The sequence below is a fragment of the Kitasatospora sp. NPDC001132 genome (genome assembly GCF_053598415.1).
In genome coordinates this window covers 24,638-40,004 of the sequence record NZ_JBSFKF010000003.1, presented here as the reverse complement: position 1 = coordinate 40,004, position 15,367 = coordinate 24,638, and the positions used below count along the sequence as shown (strand labels likewise).

Sequence of the window (15,367 nt, the reverse complement as noted above, 5' to 3'; positions counted from 1 at the left end):
GTGAGGGGGCTGTGGAGTCAGTGTGGGGTGGCCGAGTTCATGCCATCGGGGGAGTGGCAAAACGGATAGATCTTCACTAGGGTCTGGCGTCAAACCTATTTTCGGGAATCTCATCCCATCAGGTGAGTCCGCTGGAAGAAGGAGCCGGTCCCTTGGCCTCCCACCGCCGTCCCAAGCAGCCGAGCCGCGCGCGGATCTCCGTGCTCACCGCTGCCGCTGCGACCGCGGTCGCCCTCTCCGCCCAGGTGGCCGCGCACGCCGCGCCGCAGCCGAACAAGGCGGACGTCAAGGCGCAGATCGACCAGCTCCAGGAGGAGCAGGAGCAGGCGGCGGAGAAGTACAACGGCGCCAAGGAGCGGGCCGACCAGCTGCGCAAGCAGGCCGACCAGCTGCAGGACCAGGTGGCCCGCAGCCAGGAGCAGATGACCCAGCTCCAGGGTGGCCTGGCCGAGGTGGCGGGGGATCAGTACCGCTCCGGCGGCATCGACCCGTCCGTCCAGCTGATGCTCTCCTCCGACCCGTCCGGCTACCTGGAGAAGGCCTCGACCGTCCAGCAGGCCAGCACCAGCCAGGCCGAGGCGCTCAAGGGGCTGCTGGAACAGCAGCGCCGGCTGGACCAGGAGAAGGCCGAGGCGGCCGCCGTGCTCGCCTCGCTGGACACCACCACCAAGGACCTCAATCAGGCCAAGGCGGACGTCAACACCAAGCTGAAGGCCGCCCAGGACCTGCTGAACTCGCTCAGCGCCGCCGACCGCGCCGCGCTGAAGGCCCAGCAGGCGCAGGACGACCGCGCCTCGCGCGGCAGCGAGCGGGTCGACCTCGGCAGCCTGCCGCCGGCCAGCGGCTACGCGGCCGTGGCGATGGCCAAGGCGATGAGCAAGCAGGGCTCGCCGTACGTGTGGGGCGCCACCGGCTCGACCACCTTCGACTGCTCGGGCCTGATGGTCTGGTCGTACGGGCAGGCGGGCGTCTCGCTGCCGCGCACCTCGCAGGAGCAGGGCCACTACGGCACCCGGGTGCCCTCGCTGGACCAGGCCCAGCCCGGCGACCTGGTGATCTACGGCTCCGACATGCACCACGTCGGGATGTACATCGGCAACGGCATGGTGGTCCACGCGCCGCACACCGGTGACGTGGTGAAGGTGATGAAGGCCGACGCGATGCCGATCAACACCATCCGCCGGGTCTGACGGTCCGACACGCCCGCCGGGCTCCCTCGGGGGCCTGTGAAAAGCGCCACCCTCCCTTGGGGGTGGCGTTCGGCTTTCCCGCCCTTTCGCGACCACATGCTGAGAACCGATCAGCCTTGTGTGTGCCAGTGGTCACCATCGGTCATTTTCACAAAAGAACTTGGGTAATCTTCTGCCTTTTTTCTGACAAGGATTTGAACGGATCACGGTTCAGTTACTAGGGTCATGCTCCGAACCACCGCACTGTCGATCGCCCAGCCAGGGTGGCGGCGGTGGTTACCGCCGAGTTCGCGAGGCAGCGGGGCAGGTCGAAGCGACTGCCCGACAGGGGAGCCCAGTGTTCGGGGGCGCTGCGGAGCGGAGCCGGGGAACCATGTTCCTCCGGGGTGAATCGGCGCCAGGTCGGCCGGTGGAACGGCCGTGAGGCGTCGTAGGGCATGCTTCCGGCCCGAACCCGTCAGCTCACCCGGTAGGCGGACGTAGGAAGAAGGAGTCCGCCTTCGTGGCGTCCCATCGTCGTCCCAAGCCCGCCGGTCGCGCCCGCGTCTCGATCCTGACGGGTGTCGCCGCGGCGGCCGTCGTCCTCTCCGCGCAGGGTGCCCACGCGGACCCGCAGCCGACCAAGGAACAGGTCAAGGGGCAGGTCGACCAGCTCAACGAGCAGGCCGAGGTCGCGACCGAGAACTACAACGCCGCCCAGGCCAAGCAGCAGGAGCTGGAGAAGCAGGTCTCCGGCCTGCAGGACCAGGTGGCCCGTCAGCAGGCCCAGGTCACCGAGCTCCAGGGCGGCCTCGCCGAGATCGCCGGCGAGCAGTACCGCAACGGGGGCATATCCCCGACCGTCCAGCTGATGTTCTCCTCCAGCCCGGACAACTTCCTCAGCCAGGCCGGCACGCTGAACCAGGCCGGCAGCACCCAGAAGGGGCAGCTGAAGGAGCTCCAGGAGCAGCAGCGCAAGCTCGACCAGGACCGCAACGAGGCCCAGGGCAAGCTCGCCGAGCTGGAGTCGACCACCCAGCAGCTGAAGGCCTCCAAGGACGAGGTCCAGGGCAAGCTGAAGGCGGCCCAGGACCTGCTCAACACCCTGACCGAGCAGGACCGCCAGGCGCTGCGCCAGGCCGAGGAGAAGGCCGCGGCCGACGCCAAGGCCAAGGCCGACGCCGCCCAGGCGCAGCAGCAGCAGGCCGACCGCGCCTCGCGCGACAACAGCCGCGGCAACCTGGCGACCGGCTCGACCGCCGCTCCGGTGAAGGTGGCCGCGGGCAGCTCGCGCGGTGCCGCCGCCCTCTCGTACGCCGCGTCCAAGGTCGGCAGCCCGTACGTCTGGGGCGCCACCGGCCCGGGCTCCTTCGACTGCTCCGGCCTGATGGTCTGGGCGTTCAACCAGGCCGGGGTGTCGCTGCCGCGCACCTCGCAGGCGCAGGCCGGGGCCGGCACCCGGATCGGCTCGGACATCTCCCAGGCCCAGCCCGGCGACCTGCTGATCTTCTACAGCGACGCCCACCACGTCGGCATCTACGCCGGCAACGGCCAGGTGCTGCACGCTCCCAAGCCGGGTGCGTCGGTGCGCTACGAGGCGGTCGGCAACATGCCGCTGACCTCCATCGTGCGGGTCTGATCCCCGCTCGGACGCCTCCGGGCCCGGTCTTCCCCAGGGAAGGCCGGGCCTGCGGCTTTTCCGGCGGGTCGAGCTGATGTCCGATTAGGGGTCGAATATTCGGGTTGGGAAGGGTTTGGACTCGCTTGCCCGGACTCGCTAACGTCTGCCACCGGACTCCCGCTCGACGGCCGCCCGTCCCGGTGCGGCGGCGGGGCCGCGCCGCAGGATTGGAGCCGCTGCCGCCATGCCCGTGCACCGCCGTTCCCAACTGCTCACCCGGGCGCTGGTGCTGACCGCGGCCGCCGCCACCGCGCTGGGCGTGGCCGCCGGAGGCCGCGCCCAGGCCGCGCCGGACAGCCCGGACCCGGGCGATCGTCAGGACGTCAGGACGCAGGTCGAGCAGCTGTACGACGAGGCCGAGCAGGCCTCCGAGAAGGCGAACGCGGCGCAGGAGGCCCAGCGGCGGCTCCAGGGCGAGACCACGATCCTCCAGGGCGAGATCGCCATCGCCCAGGACCAGCTCAACGAACTGCGCGGCGACCTGGCGACAGTGGCCGGGGCCGAGTACCGCGGTGGCGGAATGGCCCAGACCGCCCAGCTGTTCCTCTCGTCCGACCCGGAGGGCTACCTGGTCCGCGCCCGCACCCTGGGGCAGGCCGCCGCGCGCCAGCAGGAGACCCTGCACGAGCTGGTCACCCGGCAGCGCCGGCTCGACCAGCGCCGCACCGAGGCGGCCGGCAAGCTCGCCGAGCTGGACCAGACCCGCCGCACGCTCGCCGACACCAAGCAGCAGATCCAGCAGCGGCTCGCCGGGGCGCAGAAGCTGCTGAACGGCCTGGGCGCCGCCGAGCGGGCCCGGATGACGGCCCAGGACGCCCGGGACGCCGAGCAGCGCGCCACCCGGGGCACCGACCGGCTGGACCTCGGCACCGCCCCGCCCGCCTCCGAGCGGGGGGCGGCCGCGCTTGCCGCCGCGGTGCGGATGATCGGCTCCCCGTACGTCTACGGGGCCACCGGACCGCACGCCTTCGACTGCTCGGGTCTGATGTACTACAGCTGGCGGCAGGCCGGAGTGACCCTGCCGCGCACCTCGCAGGCCCAGGCGTACGCCGGGCAGCGGATCAGCCTGTCCGAAGCGCGACCGGGAGACCTGGTGATCTTCTACCGGGACATGCACCACGTCGGCATGTACGCCGGCGGCGGCGTGATCGTGCACGCCCCCCGCCCGGGTGCCAAGGTCCGCTACGAGAGCGTCACCGCCATGCCGGTCTCCGGGGTGGTCCGGCTCTGAACGCCCCGACGCCCGGCTCCGCCGACCCCGCAGACCCCGCCGGGATACCCCGCCCCCGCCGCGCCCTGTCCCGGCGGGGCGCGCTGCTGCTCGCGGCCGGCGGGCTGGCCCAGCTGTCGCTGCCCCCGGCCGCCCCGGCGGCGCCGCCCGCGGCGCGCTCGGCGGACCGGCACGGCGAGGTGGCCTCCGCACTGGCGGAGCGGGTCGGGGCGGCACCGCCGTGGGCCGGGCTGCCGGTGGCCGAGGCGGCGTACCGCAACGTGGTGCTCGCCGCCTCCGGCGGGCCGGAACGGCTGACCGCCGCCGCCGACCTGACGGTGCGGATCGCCGGGTACGACGAGTACCCGGTGGTGTACCCGCGCCGGATCGAGCTGGTCCCGGCCGGGGACGGCTGGCGGGTGGAGCGCGAGGAGAACGCGGGCGGACCGCCCGCGCCCTGGGACTTCGGGCCGCTGCGGTCGGCGCCGGGCGCGCACTGCCTGGTGCTCGGGCCGGTCGACGGCCCCGACCCGGCCGAGCTGGTCGCGGTGGCGGACCGGGCGGTGCCCGCCGTCACCGAGGTCTGGGGCGACGCCTGGCCGCAGCGGCTGCTGCTGGAGTGGCCCGCCACCGAGGAGCGGTTCGCCCGGCTGCTGGAGGGCGACCCGGACGGCTGGACGGGCATGGCGGCGGTCACCGTGGCCGCCCCCGGCGCGCCCTGGCACACCCCGGCGGACCGGGTGCTGGTCAACCCGGAGGCGTACGGGCGGCTCAGCGACTTCGGCCGTCAGGTGGTGATCACCCACGAGGCCACCCACGTCGCCACCAGGGCCGACACCCGGGCCTGGACCCCGCTGTGGCTCTCCGAGGGCGTCGCCGACTGGACGGCCTACCGCGACTCGGCCCGCGGCCCGCAGCAGATCGCCCCCGAGCTGGCCAGGGACGTCGCCGCCGGGAAGCAGCCCGCCGCGCTGCCCGCCGACCGGGACTTCGCCGCCGGGGCCGACGGCATCGCCCAGGCCTACGAGCAGTCCTGGCTGGCCTGCGAGCTGATCGCCCGCACCCACGGGCCGCAGCGGCTGGTCGCCTTCTACCGGGCCGTAGGAGCGGCCGACGGGCAGGGCGAGGACCGGGAGCGCCGGACGGACCGGCTGATGCGCCGCGAGCTGGGCGTCGGGCTGGCGGAGTTCACCAGGCTCTGGTTGGAGCAGGTGGCGGCGCTGAAGGGCTGACCGGCGCCGGCTCAGCGGTGCTGCCGGGCCGGGGCGCCCGGGTGGTCGATGCCGTCCAGCAGGTCCTGCTCGTAGGCGATGCCCGGGCGCACCGGATAGCCGGCGGCCGGCAGTGCGGCGGGCTCGTGGTCCAGCACCACGGTGGGCGGCAGCGGCGCCTCGCCGCGGGTGGAGCGCCAGAGCCGGACGCAGGAGAGCACGGCCGCGGCCAGCAGCAGCAGGTTGCGCGCGGCCAGTACGGCGACCGCCGCCGGTTCGCTGGCCAGGACCTGGGTGAACATGGTCGGGAACTCGACCAGGGTGAGCGGGCAGGCGAGCAGGATCAGCAGCGCCACCGGCCGCTGGCTGCTGTTGCGCACGGTCAGGCAGACCGCCGCGACGCCGACCAGCCAGACCAGGTACTGCGGGCTGATCACCCGGCTGGTCACCACGAAGATCAGCAGCGCGCACAGCGCCGCGTCGTACATGGTGGCCGCGCTGCGGCGCTTGGAGGTGTAGCGCCACAGCAGCAGCCAGGCGAAGCCCAGCAGGGTGCCGGCCATCATCACCTTGCTGATCACGCTGACCCACGGCCCGAGCATCTCCGGGGAGCCGTAGTTCATGGTGACCTTGCCGTCCCAGGCGCCGGCGAGCCGGGCGAAGTGCAGCGGCAGCGCGCCGAGCGACTCGACCTCGATGCCGCGGTCCTTCTGGAACGCCAGGAACTCGAAGGCGCCGTTCATCCCGGCCGTCAGCAGGAAGCCGATCGAGACGGCGGTGGCCCCCGCCAGCGTCCAGGAGCGGCGGGTGCGGCGGCCGGAGGGGGTGCCGATCAGGCCGAGCAGCGGCCAGATCTTGACGATGCCGCCCAGGCCCAGCAGCAGTCCGCCCACGGCCGGGCGGCGGATCAGCGCCAGCAGGCCGGCCAGGGCGACCGCGGTGACGATGACGTCGAAGCGGTTGTAGATCATCGGGCCGAGCAGCGGGACGCCCACCACCCACATCCAGGCGCCGGTCAGCGCCCGGCCCCGGCGCAGGCCGGTGCGCACCAGCAGCGCGGCCGCGGCGGCGTCGGCGATCCCGCAGATCACCCAGAACGACACCAGGTACGACCAGGGCAGCAGGCCCGGCAGCAGGATCACCAGGGCGGCGCCCGGCGGGTACTGCCAGGTCACGTCGTCGAACGGGAAGGTGCCGGTCTGGAGCACGCCGTACCAGGCGTGGTAGATCATCCAGACGTCCGCGGTGACGTCGCCGCCGGGCGCCTTCAGCACGCCCGTCGCCAGCAGTACCAGCAGGGCGCGGGTGGCGACCCCGGTGGCACCGAGCGCGGCGAGCGCCCCGAGCGGGCGGCCGAGGCGGCCGCGCGAAGAACCGGGCTCGGTGGCCGGGGCCAATTCCACTGCGCTCCCTCGTTCGTCTCGGACGTCCCCACCGGAGGCGTCGTACCGACGGACGCCCGGGCCGCGTCCTGGACGACGGCCTAGGTACTAGGACTGACCCGGGGGTCAAACGGTTGCCGTGTGCGGTTCCGTTCCCGGCGGGTCATGGTGTTGACCTATCGTACGGATCACCCAGCGGTACACCGCGCACCCCCCGACCGAGCGAGCCTGGCCTGATGCACAGAACCTTGATCGTCACCAATGACTTCCCGCCCCGCCCCGGCGGCATCCAGGCGTTCGTGCACAACATGGCCGTCCGTCAGCCCGCAGGCAGCGTGGTGGTCTACGCCTCCACCTGGCGGGACGGCAGCGAGGTGGCCCGCTTCGACGCGGAGCAGCCGTTCCCGGTGATCCGGGACCGGACGAAGGTGATGGTTCCCACACCGCGGGTCACCCGGCGGGCCGCCGAGATCCTGCGGGCGGAGAAGTGCGACTCGGTCTGGTTCGGTGCCGCCGCCCCGCTCGGGCTGATGGCGCCCACGCTGCGCCGGGCCGGGGCCGGCCGGCTGCTCGGCATGACCCACGGGCACGAGGCCGCCTGGGCCCAGCTGCCGGTCTCCCGGCAGCTGCTGCGGCGGATCGGCGCGGGTACCGACGTGCTGACGTACCTGGGCGAGTACACCCGCTCCCGGATCGCCGCCGCGGTCGGGCCGCAGGCCGCGGCCCGGATGGTCCAGCTGCCGCCGGGCGTGGACGAGACGACCTTCCACCCGGACTCCGGGGGCGCCGAGGTGCGCCGCCGGCTCGGGCTGGCGGACCGGCCGGTGGTGGTCTGCGTCTCCCGGCTGGTGCCGCGCAAGGGCCAGGACACCCTCATCGAGGCGATGCCGCAGATCCTCGCCGACGTGCCGGACGCGGTGCTGCTGATCGTCGGCGGCGGCCCGTACCGGGCGGACCTGGAGAAGCTCGCGGACGCCACCGGCGTACGGGACTCGGTGCGGTTCACCGGCTCGGTGCCGTGGGAGGAGCTGCCGGCCCACTACGGCGCCGGGGACGTCTTCGCGATGCCCTGCCGGACCCGGCGCGGGGGCCTGGACGTCGAGGGCCTGGGCATCGTCTACCTGGAGGCGTCGGCGACCGGCCTGCCGGTGGTCGCGGGGGACTCCGGCGGGGCGCCGGACGCGGTGCTGGAAGGCGAGACCGGGTACGTGGTGCCCGGCGGCTCGGCCTCGGCGGCGGCCGAGCGGATCGTGCGGCTGCTGCGCGACGAGGAGCTGCGGCGGCGGATGGGCGAGGCCGGGCGGCGCTGGGTGGAGCGCTCCTGGCGCTGGGACCTGCTGGCCGGGCGGCTGACCTCGCTGCTGGCCGGGTGACGGCGCGTACGGGCCCCACCTCCTTCCTGGAGAGGCGGGGCCCGTACGGCGCCGGCGGCTACTTCCGGTAGAGCGCCTCGACGTCGGCGGCGAAGTCCTTCAGCACGGCGTTGCGCTTGAGCTTCAGCGAGGGCGTCAGGTGGCCGCTCTCCTCGGAGAACTCGGTGTCCAGCAGGCGGAACTTCTTGACCGCCTCGGCGTGCGACACGGCCGCGTTGCCGTCGTCGACCGCGGCCTGGAGGGCGGCCAGCAGGTCCGGGTCCTCGGCGAGGTCGGCGACGGTGGCGCCGGCGGGCTTGCCGTTGAGCTCCTTCCACTTCGGGAAGAAGTCCGGGTCGACGGTGATCAGGCAGGCGACGAACGGCTTGCGGTCGCCGACCACCATGACCTCTCCGACCAGGGCGTGGCCGCGGATCCGGTCCTCGATCACGGCCGGGGCGACGTTCTTGCCGCCGGCCGTGACGATGATCTCCTTCTTGCGGCCGGTGATGGTCAGGTAGCCGTCGGAGTCCAGCGAGCCGAGGTCGCCGGTGGAGAACCAGCCGTCCTTGAAGGCGTCGGCGGTGGCCTGCGGGTTGTTCCAGTAGCCGGTGGAGACGTGCGGGCCCTTGAGGAGGACCTCGCCGTCCTCGGCGATCCGGACGGAGGAGCCGGGCACCGGCTGGCCGACCGTACCGATCTTCGGCCTGTCGTACGGGTTGAAGGCGGTGGCCGCGCAGGTCTCCGTCAGGCCGTAGCCCTCCAGGACGGTGAAGCCGATGCCGCGGTAGAAGTGGCCCAGGCGCTCGCCGAGCGGGGCGCCGCCGGAGATGGCGTGGGTGGCCCGGCCGCCGAGGGCGGCGCGCAGCTTGCTGTAGACCAGCTTGTCGAAGACCGCGTGCTTGAGCCGCAGGACCAGACCGGCGCCGCCGGCGTCCAGCGCCCGGCTGTAGGCGATCGCGGTGTCGGCGGCCTTGTCGAAGATCCTGCCCTTGCCGTCGGCCTGGGCCTTGGCGCGGGCGGTGTTGTAGACCTTCTCGAACACTCTGGGCACGCCCAGGATCAGGGTCGGCTTGAAGGCGGCCAGCTCGGCGGTGACGTCCCGGATGTCGGAGACGTGGCCGAGCTTGATCGGGGCCATCGCCGGGGCGATCTCGGCGATCCGGGCGAGCACGTGGGCCAGCGGGAGGAAGAGCAGGACGGAACTCTCGCCGGTGCGGAACAGCGGGGCCAGGCGCTCGACGATGTTGCCGCACTCGGCCAGGAAGTTGCCGTGCGTCAGCTGACAGCCCTTCGGGCGGCCGGTGGTGCCCGAGGTGTAGACGATGGTGGCGACGTCGTCGGGGCCGGCGATCCGGCGGCGCTCGTGGACCGTCGCGTCCGGGACGTCCTGCCCGGCGGCGTCCAGCGCGGCGAGTGCCCCGCCCTCGATCTGCCAGGTGTGCTTCAGCTCCGGCAGCCGGTCACGGACCTCGCCGACCACCGCGACGTGCTGGGCGGTCTCGGTGATCACGGCGACGGCGCCCGAGTCGCCGAGGATCCACTCGACCTGCTCGGGGGAGGAGGTCTCGTACACCGGCACGGTGACCGCGCCGGCCGTCCAGATCGCGAAGTCCAGCAGCGTCCACTCGTACCGGGTGCGGGACATGATGCCCACCCGGTCGCCCGGCCGCACGCCCGCGGCGATCAGGCCCTTCGCGGCGGCGTGCACCTCGGCCAGGAACTGGACCGACGTCAACTCCTGCCAGTGGCCGTCCACCTTGCGGCTGAGCACGGCGACGTCCGGGTGCTCCTCGGCGTTCCGGTGCACCGGGTCGGCGAGGTTGCCGCCGCTCGGTACCTGGTAGAGGGCCGGAAGGCTGAAGTCGAGCAAGACTGCTCCTCGTTCGCGACGCTGCGGGACGGCAGGACGTTACTGCCCGGTAGGCAGCTTCGACCAGAGGGGTCGGCCCCGGTGTTCGAAGTGTCACACCCGGCCGGGTCCGACCAGGCCGTGACCGGGTCGTTCGAATGGCACCCTACGGCAGCGCGGCCCGACCGGCCGGTAACATGCCCGCCCGCCGGGTGCCCGCCCGTGCCACGGCCGCCCGCGGAGCGAGGCCCGCGCCACCGGGCCGCGCACCGGTCGCGATAGCCTGCTCCGGGCGGACCGGGCCGAGCGCGCCCCGGCCGGACCGGCAGGCAGAGGCGACGAGGCGGAGGGCCATTCCATGGCGGAGCACACCAGGTCGAGCATCACCATCGACGCGACCCCGGCCACGGTCATGGCCGTGATCGCCGACTTCGCCGCCTACCCGGCCTGGACCGGCGAGGTCAAGGAGATCGAGGTCCTGAAGACCGGTGAGGACGGCCGCGCCGCCGAGGTCCGGCTGCTGCTCGACGCCGGCGCCATCCGCGACGAACACGTCCTCGCCTACACCTGGGACGGCGACCGCGAGGTCTCCTGGACCCTCGTCCGCAGCCAGATGCTCCGCTCGCTGGACGGCTCCTACATCCTCGCCCCGCTGGCCGGCGGCCGCACCGAGGTGACCTACCAGCTCGCCGTGGACGTCAAGATCCCGATGCTCGGCATGATCAAGCGCAAGGCCGAGAAGGTCATCATCGACCGCGCCCTGGCCGGCCTGAAGAAGCGCGTCGAGGGCACCGACGGCAAGAAGCCCGCCCAGAGCTGACACCACCGAACGGGGGGAGGACGGCATGACGGCGACACGCACCATCCTGGTCAGCGGTGACGCCGGCGCGCCCATGGTGGCCGCCGCCACCGCACTGCACGCCGCCCGGCGCGGCCACCGAACCTGGCTGCTGGCCGCCGACGACCCGCACCGAGCCCTGGACTCCGCCCTCGGTACCCGGCTGGAGCCCGAACCGCTGCTGTACGCCCCGGGCCTGACCGTCTCCCGGATCGACGAGCAGGCCGCCTTCCGCTACGCCGTCGGCGAGCTCACCGGCCGGCTCAAGCCCGCCCTCGACCTGCTCGGCGCCGAACAGCTCGACCCCGAGGAGCTCACCGCCCTCCCCGGCATCGCCCGGCTCGCCCTGCTGCGCGCCCTGCCCGCCGCCGACCAGGACGTCCTGGTGGTGCTCGCCCCGCCGCCCGCCGAACTGATCGCCACCCTCGCGCTGCCCGAGCAGCTCGCCCGCTACCTCGACCGGCTCGTCCCCGAGCAGCGCCAGGCCGCCCGGGCCCTGCGCCCGCTGCTGGCCGGGCTGGCCGGCGTCCCGATGCCCGCCGACTGGCTGTACGAGGGGCGCACCAAGGCCGCCGCGGCCCTCGCCGAGTCCCGTGCCGCGATCACCGACCCCGGCACCAGCGTCCGGCTGGTCGTCCCGGCCGACGGCCACCCGTACCGGGAGCTGCGCCGGATCAGGGCCGGGCTCGCGCTGCACGGGCACCGGCCGGACGCCGTGGTCGTGCACGGGGCGCTGCCCGAGGCCGCCGCCGCCTCACCCGACCCCTGGCTGGCCGCCCTGGCCCGCCGCCGGCAGGAGGAGCTGACCGGGCTCGCCGCCGAGACCGACGCCCCGGTGCTGATCACCGGCCTGGCCGAGGTCACCCTGGAGGACGTCGCCGACCGGCTCTACGGGGACGCGGACGGGCCCGAGCGGCTCGCGCCCGAGCCCTGGCCGGTCGAGGACCGGCTCGCCGAGGAGGGCCTGCTGGTCTGGCACCTCGACCTGCCCGGCGCCGACCGCTCCGAGCTGGACCTGGTCCGCCGGGGCGACGAACTGGTGGTCGGACTCGGCACCCACCGCCGGGTGCTCACCCTGCCGTCCGCGCTGCGCCGCTGCGCGGTGGCCGGGGCGGGGCTGCAGGAGGGGGTGCTCTCGGTGCGGTTCGCGCCCGACCCGGCGCTCTGGCCCCGGGGCTGACGGGGGGTCGGCCGGGGGCGGCGGGCGTTCGACGCGACTCTCGGCGGGCGGTCGTCGGCTTTTCGGGCCGCCCGGCCGGTCGGGTAGCGTCGGGCCGGAGGGCCGCGGGGTGCGGCCACGGCTGAGGAGGCGCCCGCGATGACCAGCACCGACGACCGCACCGAGCCCGGCGACGACCGCACCGAGCCCGGCGGCGGGCAGGACGGCGGGCCCGGCGGCCAGGGACACCCGTTCGGGCCGGAGCTGGGCCCGCTGGTGGACGAGGTGCGCCGGTTCGCCGGGGCGCTCGGCGAGAAGGCCCAGGAGGCGAGCGCCACCACCCTGATCACCCTCTCCGGGCTGGCCGACCGGCTGCGCACCCAGCAGCCGGAGGTCTACTCCCACCTCGCCGCCGCCGGCACCGGGCTCGCTGCCGCGGGCTCCGAACTGCTGGCCGCCTACCGCGCCGCCGTGGCCGGGCACGAGAGCCGCTGGACCGCCGGGCCGGGCGCGCCGACCGAGAAGATCGACCTCGACGCCGACTCCGACGCCGCCCCCGGCGCGGACCGTGGTGCCGGCCGTGGTGCCGGCTTTGACGAGGCTGACGGGCCGTCCGCCAAGCAGTGAAACCGTAACTTTCGGAGGGTGATCGCGTTGCTCTCGTACGTCACGAAGGAGGAGATTAGATACGACTTTTGAAGCTTCGCGGCCCGGTTTCCCCAGAATTGTCTTCGGATAATGTATGCGAGGCTGTATACGGGGGCCGGGTTGGGCGGTAGCGTTCCGTCCAGCGGAACGAGTGAATAGCTGAGGGACACATGGCTCTGACCATCGGCGTCGATGTCGGCGGGACCAAGATCGCGGCAGGCGTGGTCGACGACGCGGGCGCGATCCTGGCCCGGACGAGGGTGCCCACCCCGGCCGATCCGCAGTGGGCGGTCGACGCCATCGCGCAGGCGGTGCGCGAGCTCAAGGAGGAGCACCCCGGCGTCACGGCGGTGGGTGTCGGAGCCCCCGGCTTCGTCGACAGCAACCGTTCCACGGTGATCTTCGCCCCCAACATCGACTGGGAGAACGAGCCGCTGCGCGGGCGGATCGAGGAGCTCACCGGCCTGTCCACCGTCGTCGAGAACGACGCCAACTGCGCGGCCTGGGCCGAGTTCCGCTTCGGCGCGGCCGCCGACCACCGTGACATGGTGCTGATCACCGTCGGCACCGGCATCGGCGGCGGCATCGTCCTGGACAGCCGGCTGCACCGCGGCCGCTTCGGCGTGGCCGGCGAGATCGGCCACCTCAACATGGTCCCCGACGGCCTGCTCTGCGGCTGCGGCGGCAAGGGCTGCTGGGAGCAGTACGGCTCCGGCCGCGCGCTGCGCCGCTACGGCCGGGAGAAGACGGCCGCCGACCCGCAGCGCGGCCACCGGATGCTGGAGCTCAACGACGGCGTGGCCGAGACCATCCGCGGCATCCACATCACCCAGGCCGCCGAGGAGGGCGACCCGCTCGCCCTGGAGTGCTACGCCGAGCTGGCCGACTGGCTGGGCCGCGGCATGGCCGACCTCGCCGCGCTGTTCGACCCGGGCGTCTTCGTGCTCGGCGGCGGCGTCTCCGACTCCGGCCGACTGCTGCTCGACCCGGTCGCCAAGGCCTTCGAGCACTACCTGACCGGCGGGGTGCACCGTCCGCGCGCCGAGGTCGTGCTGGCCTCGATGGGCTCCGCCGCCGGCATCGTCGGCGCGGCGGACCTCGCCCGCGTCCCGTAATCACGGCCTCCCCCTTGCGCCTTCGGCCGCGGGGGAGAACTCCTCGAGCCCGCCGGCGGCGGTGCGACCGGGCCCCGACCGACCCCGGACGCACCGCCGCCGTCGCACGTCCCGGCCCGGCCGCGTACGGTCGGACCGATCCGGTGACCGCCCAGGGGAGGACCATGAGCGCCGCGACCACGAACGCCTCGACCGCGAACACCGGCCCGAGCACGGGCGCCCCCGCGGCCGAGGCCGCCGCCCGGCCCGCACCGCTGCCCCCGCCCGGCCCGGGTCGGCTGCGCCTGCTCAGCTACAACATCCGCTCGCTGCGCGACGACCGGCGGGCGCTGGCCCGGGTGATCAGGGCCTGCGAGCCGGACCTGGTCTGCGTCCAGGAGGCCCCGCGCTACTGGCGGCCCGAGGGCCAGGCCGCTTGGCTGGCCCGGAACACCGGGACGGCCGTGCTGGCCGGCGGCGGCCGCACCGCCGCCGGTCCGCTGCTGCTCGCCCGGCCCGGTGCGGTGGAACTGCTGGAGGTGCACGACCGGCTGCTGCCCAAGACCCGCGGCCTGCACGCCAGGGGCTTCGCCAGCGCGCTGCTGCGACTGCCCGGCACGGCGCCGTTCACCGTCACCAGCTGCCACCTCAGTCTGGACCAGGAGGAGCGCCACGGGCAGTTCGAGCTGCTGCTCGACCAGCTCGGCATCGCCGAACTCGGCGTCGTGGCAGGGGACTTCAACGAGCACCCGGACGGGCCGGGCTGGCGGCTGCTGGCCTCCCGGCTCCAGGACGGGTACCCGACCGCGCCCTGGGGAGGCGAGTTCACCTCCGTACCGGAGCGCCCCTATCAGCGGATCGACGCCGTCTTCGCCACGCCCGGGATCACCGTCCTCGGCTGCGGGGTGCCGCACGGGCTGCCCGGCGTCACCGAGGCGGACCTGCGGGCCGCGACCGACCACCTGCCGGTGCTCGCCGTCCTCGAACTGCCGATCGTCCCGTCGAACGGCTAGACGACCGCGCCGTGGTCCGGGTCCTCCGGCTCGTCCTCGTCCCGGTCCTTCATCCGCGCGACCAGGGTGACGAAGCCGCCGAGGAAGGCGGTGATCCCGACCCAGGCGGGCCAGCCGGAGATCTCCCGCCAGACCACCGCGTCGACCAGCAGCAGGGCGGGGCCGCCGAGCACCGCCAGCCAGGCGAACTTGGCCGTCACGTCGGCGGTCGGCAGCGGCGGGGGCTCCGGCGGGACGAAGTGGCCCTCGTCGGTCTCCTCGGCCAGCTCGAAGTCCCGAGGACCCGCGCCGCCCGCCGGCATCACCGGCCGGCCGGAGCGGGGGCGGGGTTTGGGGGCGAGGTCGGAGAGGTCGCCCTGGTCGCCGCGGCCGCCGTCCTGGTGGCCGCCCTTGAGCTCGTTCTGCGCCCGGAGGTTCTCGATCTCGGGCCAGTTCGGGTTGTTGAGGTCGACCGGGTCGTCGAACTGGGCGACCAGGGCGGCGAAGATCTCGTCCTGCTCGGCCTGGCTGCGCTCGGGCGCGCGGCGCGGACGGCGCTCGGCGGGGGCCGCGGGCTCGGTGGCGTCCTGCGCGGAGCCCTCGGTGGCGTCCTTGACGGCGTCCCGGACGGGCGGGGGCGTCGGGGCGCCGCCGTCCGCTCCGGTACGGTCCGCCGGCACGCCGCCCGGGGCGGCGGCGTTCGTCCCGCCGTCCTTGGTCGCGCCGTCCTCGCGGGGAGTCTCGTCCCCGCCGCCCGCCGTGCTGCTCTCGTGCACTTC

At 74.0% G+C, this 15,367-nt stretch carries 13 protein-coding genes and 1 riboswitch; of the genes, 10 read left to right on the top strand and 3 right to left on the bottom strand.

Annotated features, from left to right (window positions below):
* Positions 1-152: 152 nt before the first annotated feature.
* The 4 genes from ACWDBE_RS04580 (at position 153) to ACWDBE_RS04565 (ending at position 5,292) form a co-directional block, all read left to right on the top strand.
* Positions 153-1,190, top strand: a complete 1,038-nt coding sequence (locus tag ACWDBE_RS04580) for a C40 family peptidase (RefSeq protein ID WP_392869402.1) — start codon at positions 153-155, stop codon at positions 1,188-1,190.
* 338 nt (positions 1,191-1,528) lie between these two features.
* A riboswitch (cyclic di-AMP (ydaO/yuaA leader) is annotated at positions 1,529-1,682 on the top strand.
* 10 nt (positions 1,683-1,692) lie between these two features.
* Entirely contained in the window at positions 1,693-2,808 is a 1,116-nt protein-coding gene (locus ACWDBE_RS04575; RefSeq protein ID WP_449790740.1) for an NlpC/P60 family protein, read from the top strand.
* Positions 2,809-3,034: 226 nt separating this feature from the next.
* Positions 3,035-4,081, top strand: coding sequence for an NlpC/P60 family protein (locus ACWDBE_RS04570; protein ID WP_449790739.1), 1,047 nt, complete (start codon positions 3,035-3,037; stop codon positions 4,079-4,081).
* A gap of 179 nt (positions 4,082-4,260) precedes the next feature.
* On the top strand, positions 4,261-5,292 hold the full coding sequence (locus tag ACWDBE_RS04565) for a hypothetical protein (protein ID WP_449807197.1): 1,032 nt from the start codon (positions 4,261-4,263) through the stop codon (positions 5,290-5,292).
* 11 nt (positions 5,293-5,303) lie between these two features.
* Here the strand turns inward: ACWDBE_RS04565 and ACWDBE_RS04560 are convergent, their stop codons facing one another.
* A complete protein-coding gene (locus ACWDBE_RS04560; RefSeq protein ID WP_449807196.1) occupies positions 5,304-6,674 on the bottom strand; it encodes a glycosyltransferase 87 family protein in 1,371 nt (456 codons plus the stop codon).
* A 215-nt stretch (positions 6,675-6,889) separates the two neighbouring features.
* Here ACWDBE_RS04560 and ACWDBE_RS04555 point away from each other — a divergent pair, with 215 nt between their 5' ends.
* Positions 6,890-8,026 carry a glycosyltransferase family 4 protein gene (locus ACWDBE_RS04555; RefSeq protein WP_392869394.1) on the top strand — a complete coding sequence of 379 codons (1,137 nt, stop codon included), beginning with the start codon at positions 6,890-6,892 and terminating at the stop codon, positions 8,024-8,026.
* Between the two features lie 58 nt (positions 8,027-8,084).
* Here ACWDBE_RS04555 and ACWDBE_RS04550 read toward each other — a convergent pair whose 3' ends face one another.
* The gene (locus ACWDBE_RS04550; RefSeq protein WP_449790736.1) at positions 8,085-9,878 is read right to left on the bottom strand and encodes an AMP-dependent synthetase/ligase; all 1,794 of its coding nucleotides are present in this window, start codon (positions 9,876-9,878) and stop codon (positions 8,085-8,087) included.
* A gap of 337 nt (positions 9,879-10,215) precedes the next feature.
* Here ACWDBE_RS04550 and ACWDBE_RS04545 point away from each other — a divergent pair, with 337 nt between their 5' ends.
* From ACWDBE_RS04545 to ACWDBE_RS04525, 5 genes are all read left to right on the top strand, one after another.
* A complete protein-coding gene (locus ACWDBE_RS04545) occupies positions 10,216-10,677 on the top strand; it encodes an SRPBCC family protein (RefSeq protein ID WP_449790735.1) in 462 nt (153 codons plus the stop codon).
* A 25-nt stretch (positions 10,678-10,702) separates the two neighbouring features.
* On the top strand, positions 10,703-11,875 hold the full coding sequence (locus ACWDBE_RS04540) for an ArsA family ATPase (RefSeq protein WP_449807195.1): 1,173 nt from the start codon (positions 10,703-10,705) through the stop codon (positions 11,873-11,875).
* A gap of 138 nt (positions 11,876-12,013) precedes the next feature.
* Complete coding sequence (locus ACWDBE_RS04535) at positions 12,014-12,481, top strand: DUF5304 family protein (protein ID WP_449790733.1); 468 nt, start codon at positions 12,014-12,016, stop codon at positions 12,479-12,481.
* Between the two features lie 191 nt (positions 12,482-12,672).
* Positions 12,673-13,617, top strand: a complete 945-nt coding sequence (locus tag ACWDBE_RS04530) for an ROK family glucokinase (protein ID WP_449790732.1) — start codon at positions 12,673-12,675, stop codon at positions 13,615-13,617.
* A gap of 164 nt (positions 13,618-13,781) precedes the next feature.
* Positions 13,782-14,609, top strand: coding sequence for an endonuclease/exonuclease/phosphatase family protein (locus ACWDBE_RS04525; protein ID WP_449807194.1), 828 nt, complete (start codon positions 13,782-13,784; stop codon positions 14,607-14,609).
* Here ACWDBE_RS04525 and ACWDBE_RS04520 read toward each other — a convergent pair.
* Positions 14,606-15,364: a hypothetical protein gene (locus ACWDBE_RS04520; RefSeq protein ID WP_449790730.1), complete on the bottom strand. Its 759-nt coding sequence runs from the start codon at positions 15,362-15,364 to the stop codon at positions 14,606-14,608. The genes ACWDBE_RS04525 and ACWDBE_RS04520 overlap by 4 nt on opposite strands.
* Between the last annotated feature and the right edge of the window lie 3 nt (positions 15,365-15,367).

Coding starts and splice junctions, on each gene's coding strand:
- ACWDBE_RS04570 (WP_449790739.1), top strand. CDS start 3,035: ATGCCCGTGCACCGCCGTTCCCAACTGCTCACCCGGGCGCTGGTGCTG.
- ACWDBE_RS04555 (WP_392869394.1), top strand. CDS start 6,890: ATGCACAGAACCTTGATCGTCACCAATGACTTCCCGCCCCGCCCCGGC.
- ACWDBE_RS04545 (WP_449790735.1), top strand. CDS start 10,216: ATGGCGGAGCACACCAGGTCGAGCATCACCATCGACGCGACCCCGGCC.
- ACWDBE_RS04540 (WP_449807195.1), top strand. CDS start 10,703: ATGACGGCGACACGCACCATCCTGGTCAGCGGTGACGCCGGCGCGCCC.
- ACWDBE_RS04535 (WP_449790733.1), top strand. CDS start 12,014: ATGACCAGCACCGACGACCGCACCGAGCCCGGCGACGACCGCACCGAG.
- ACWDBE_RS04530 (WP_449790732.1), top strand. CDS start 12,673: ATGGCTCTGACCATCGGCGTCGATGTCGGCGGGACCAAGATCGCGGCA.
- ACWDBE_RS04525 (WP_449807194.1), top strand. CDS start 13,782: ATGAGCGCCGCGACCACGAACGCCTCGACCGCGAACACCGGCCCGAGC.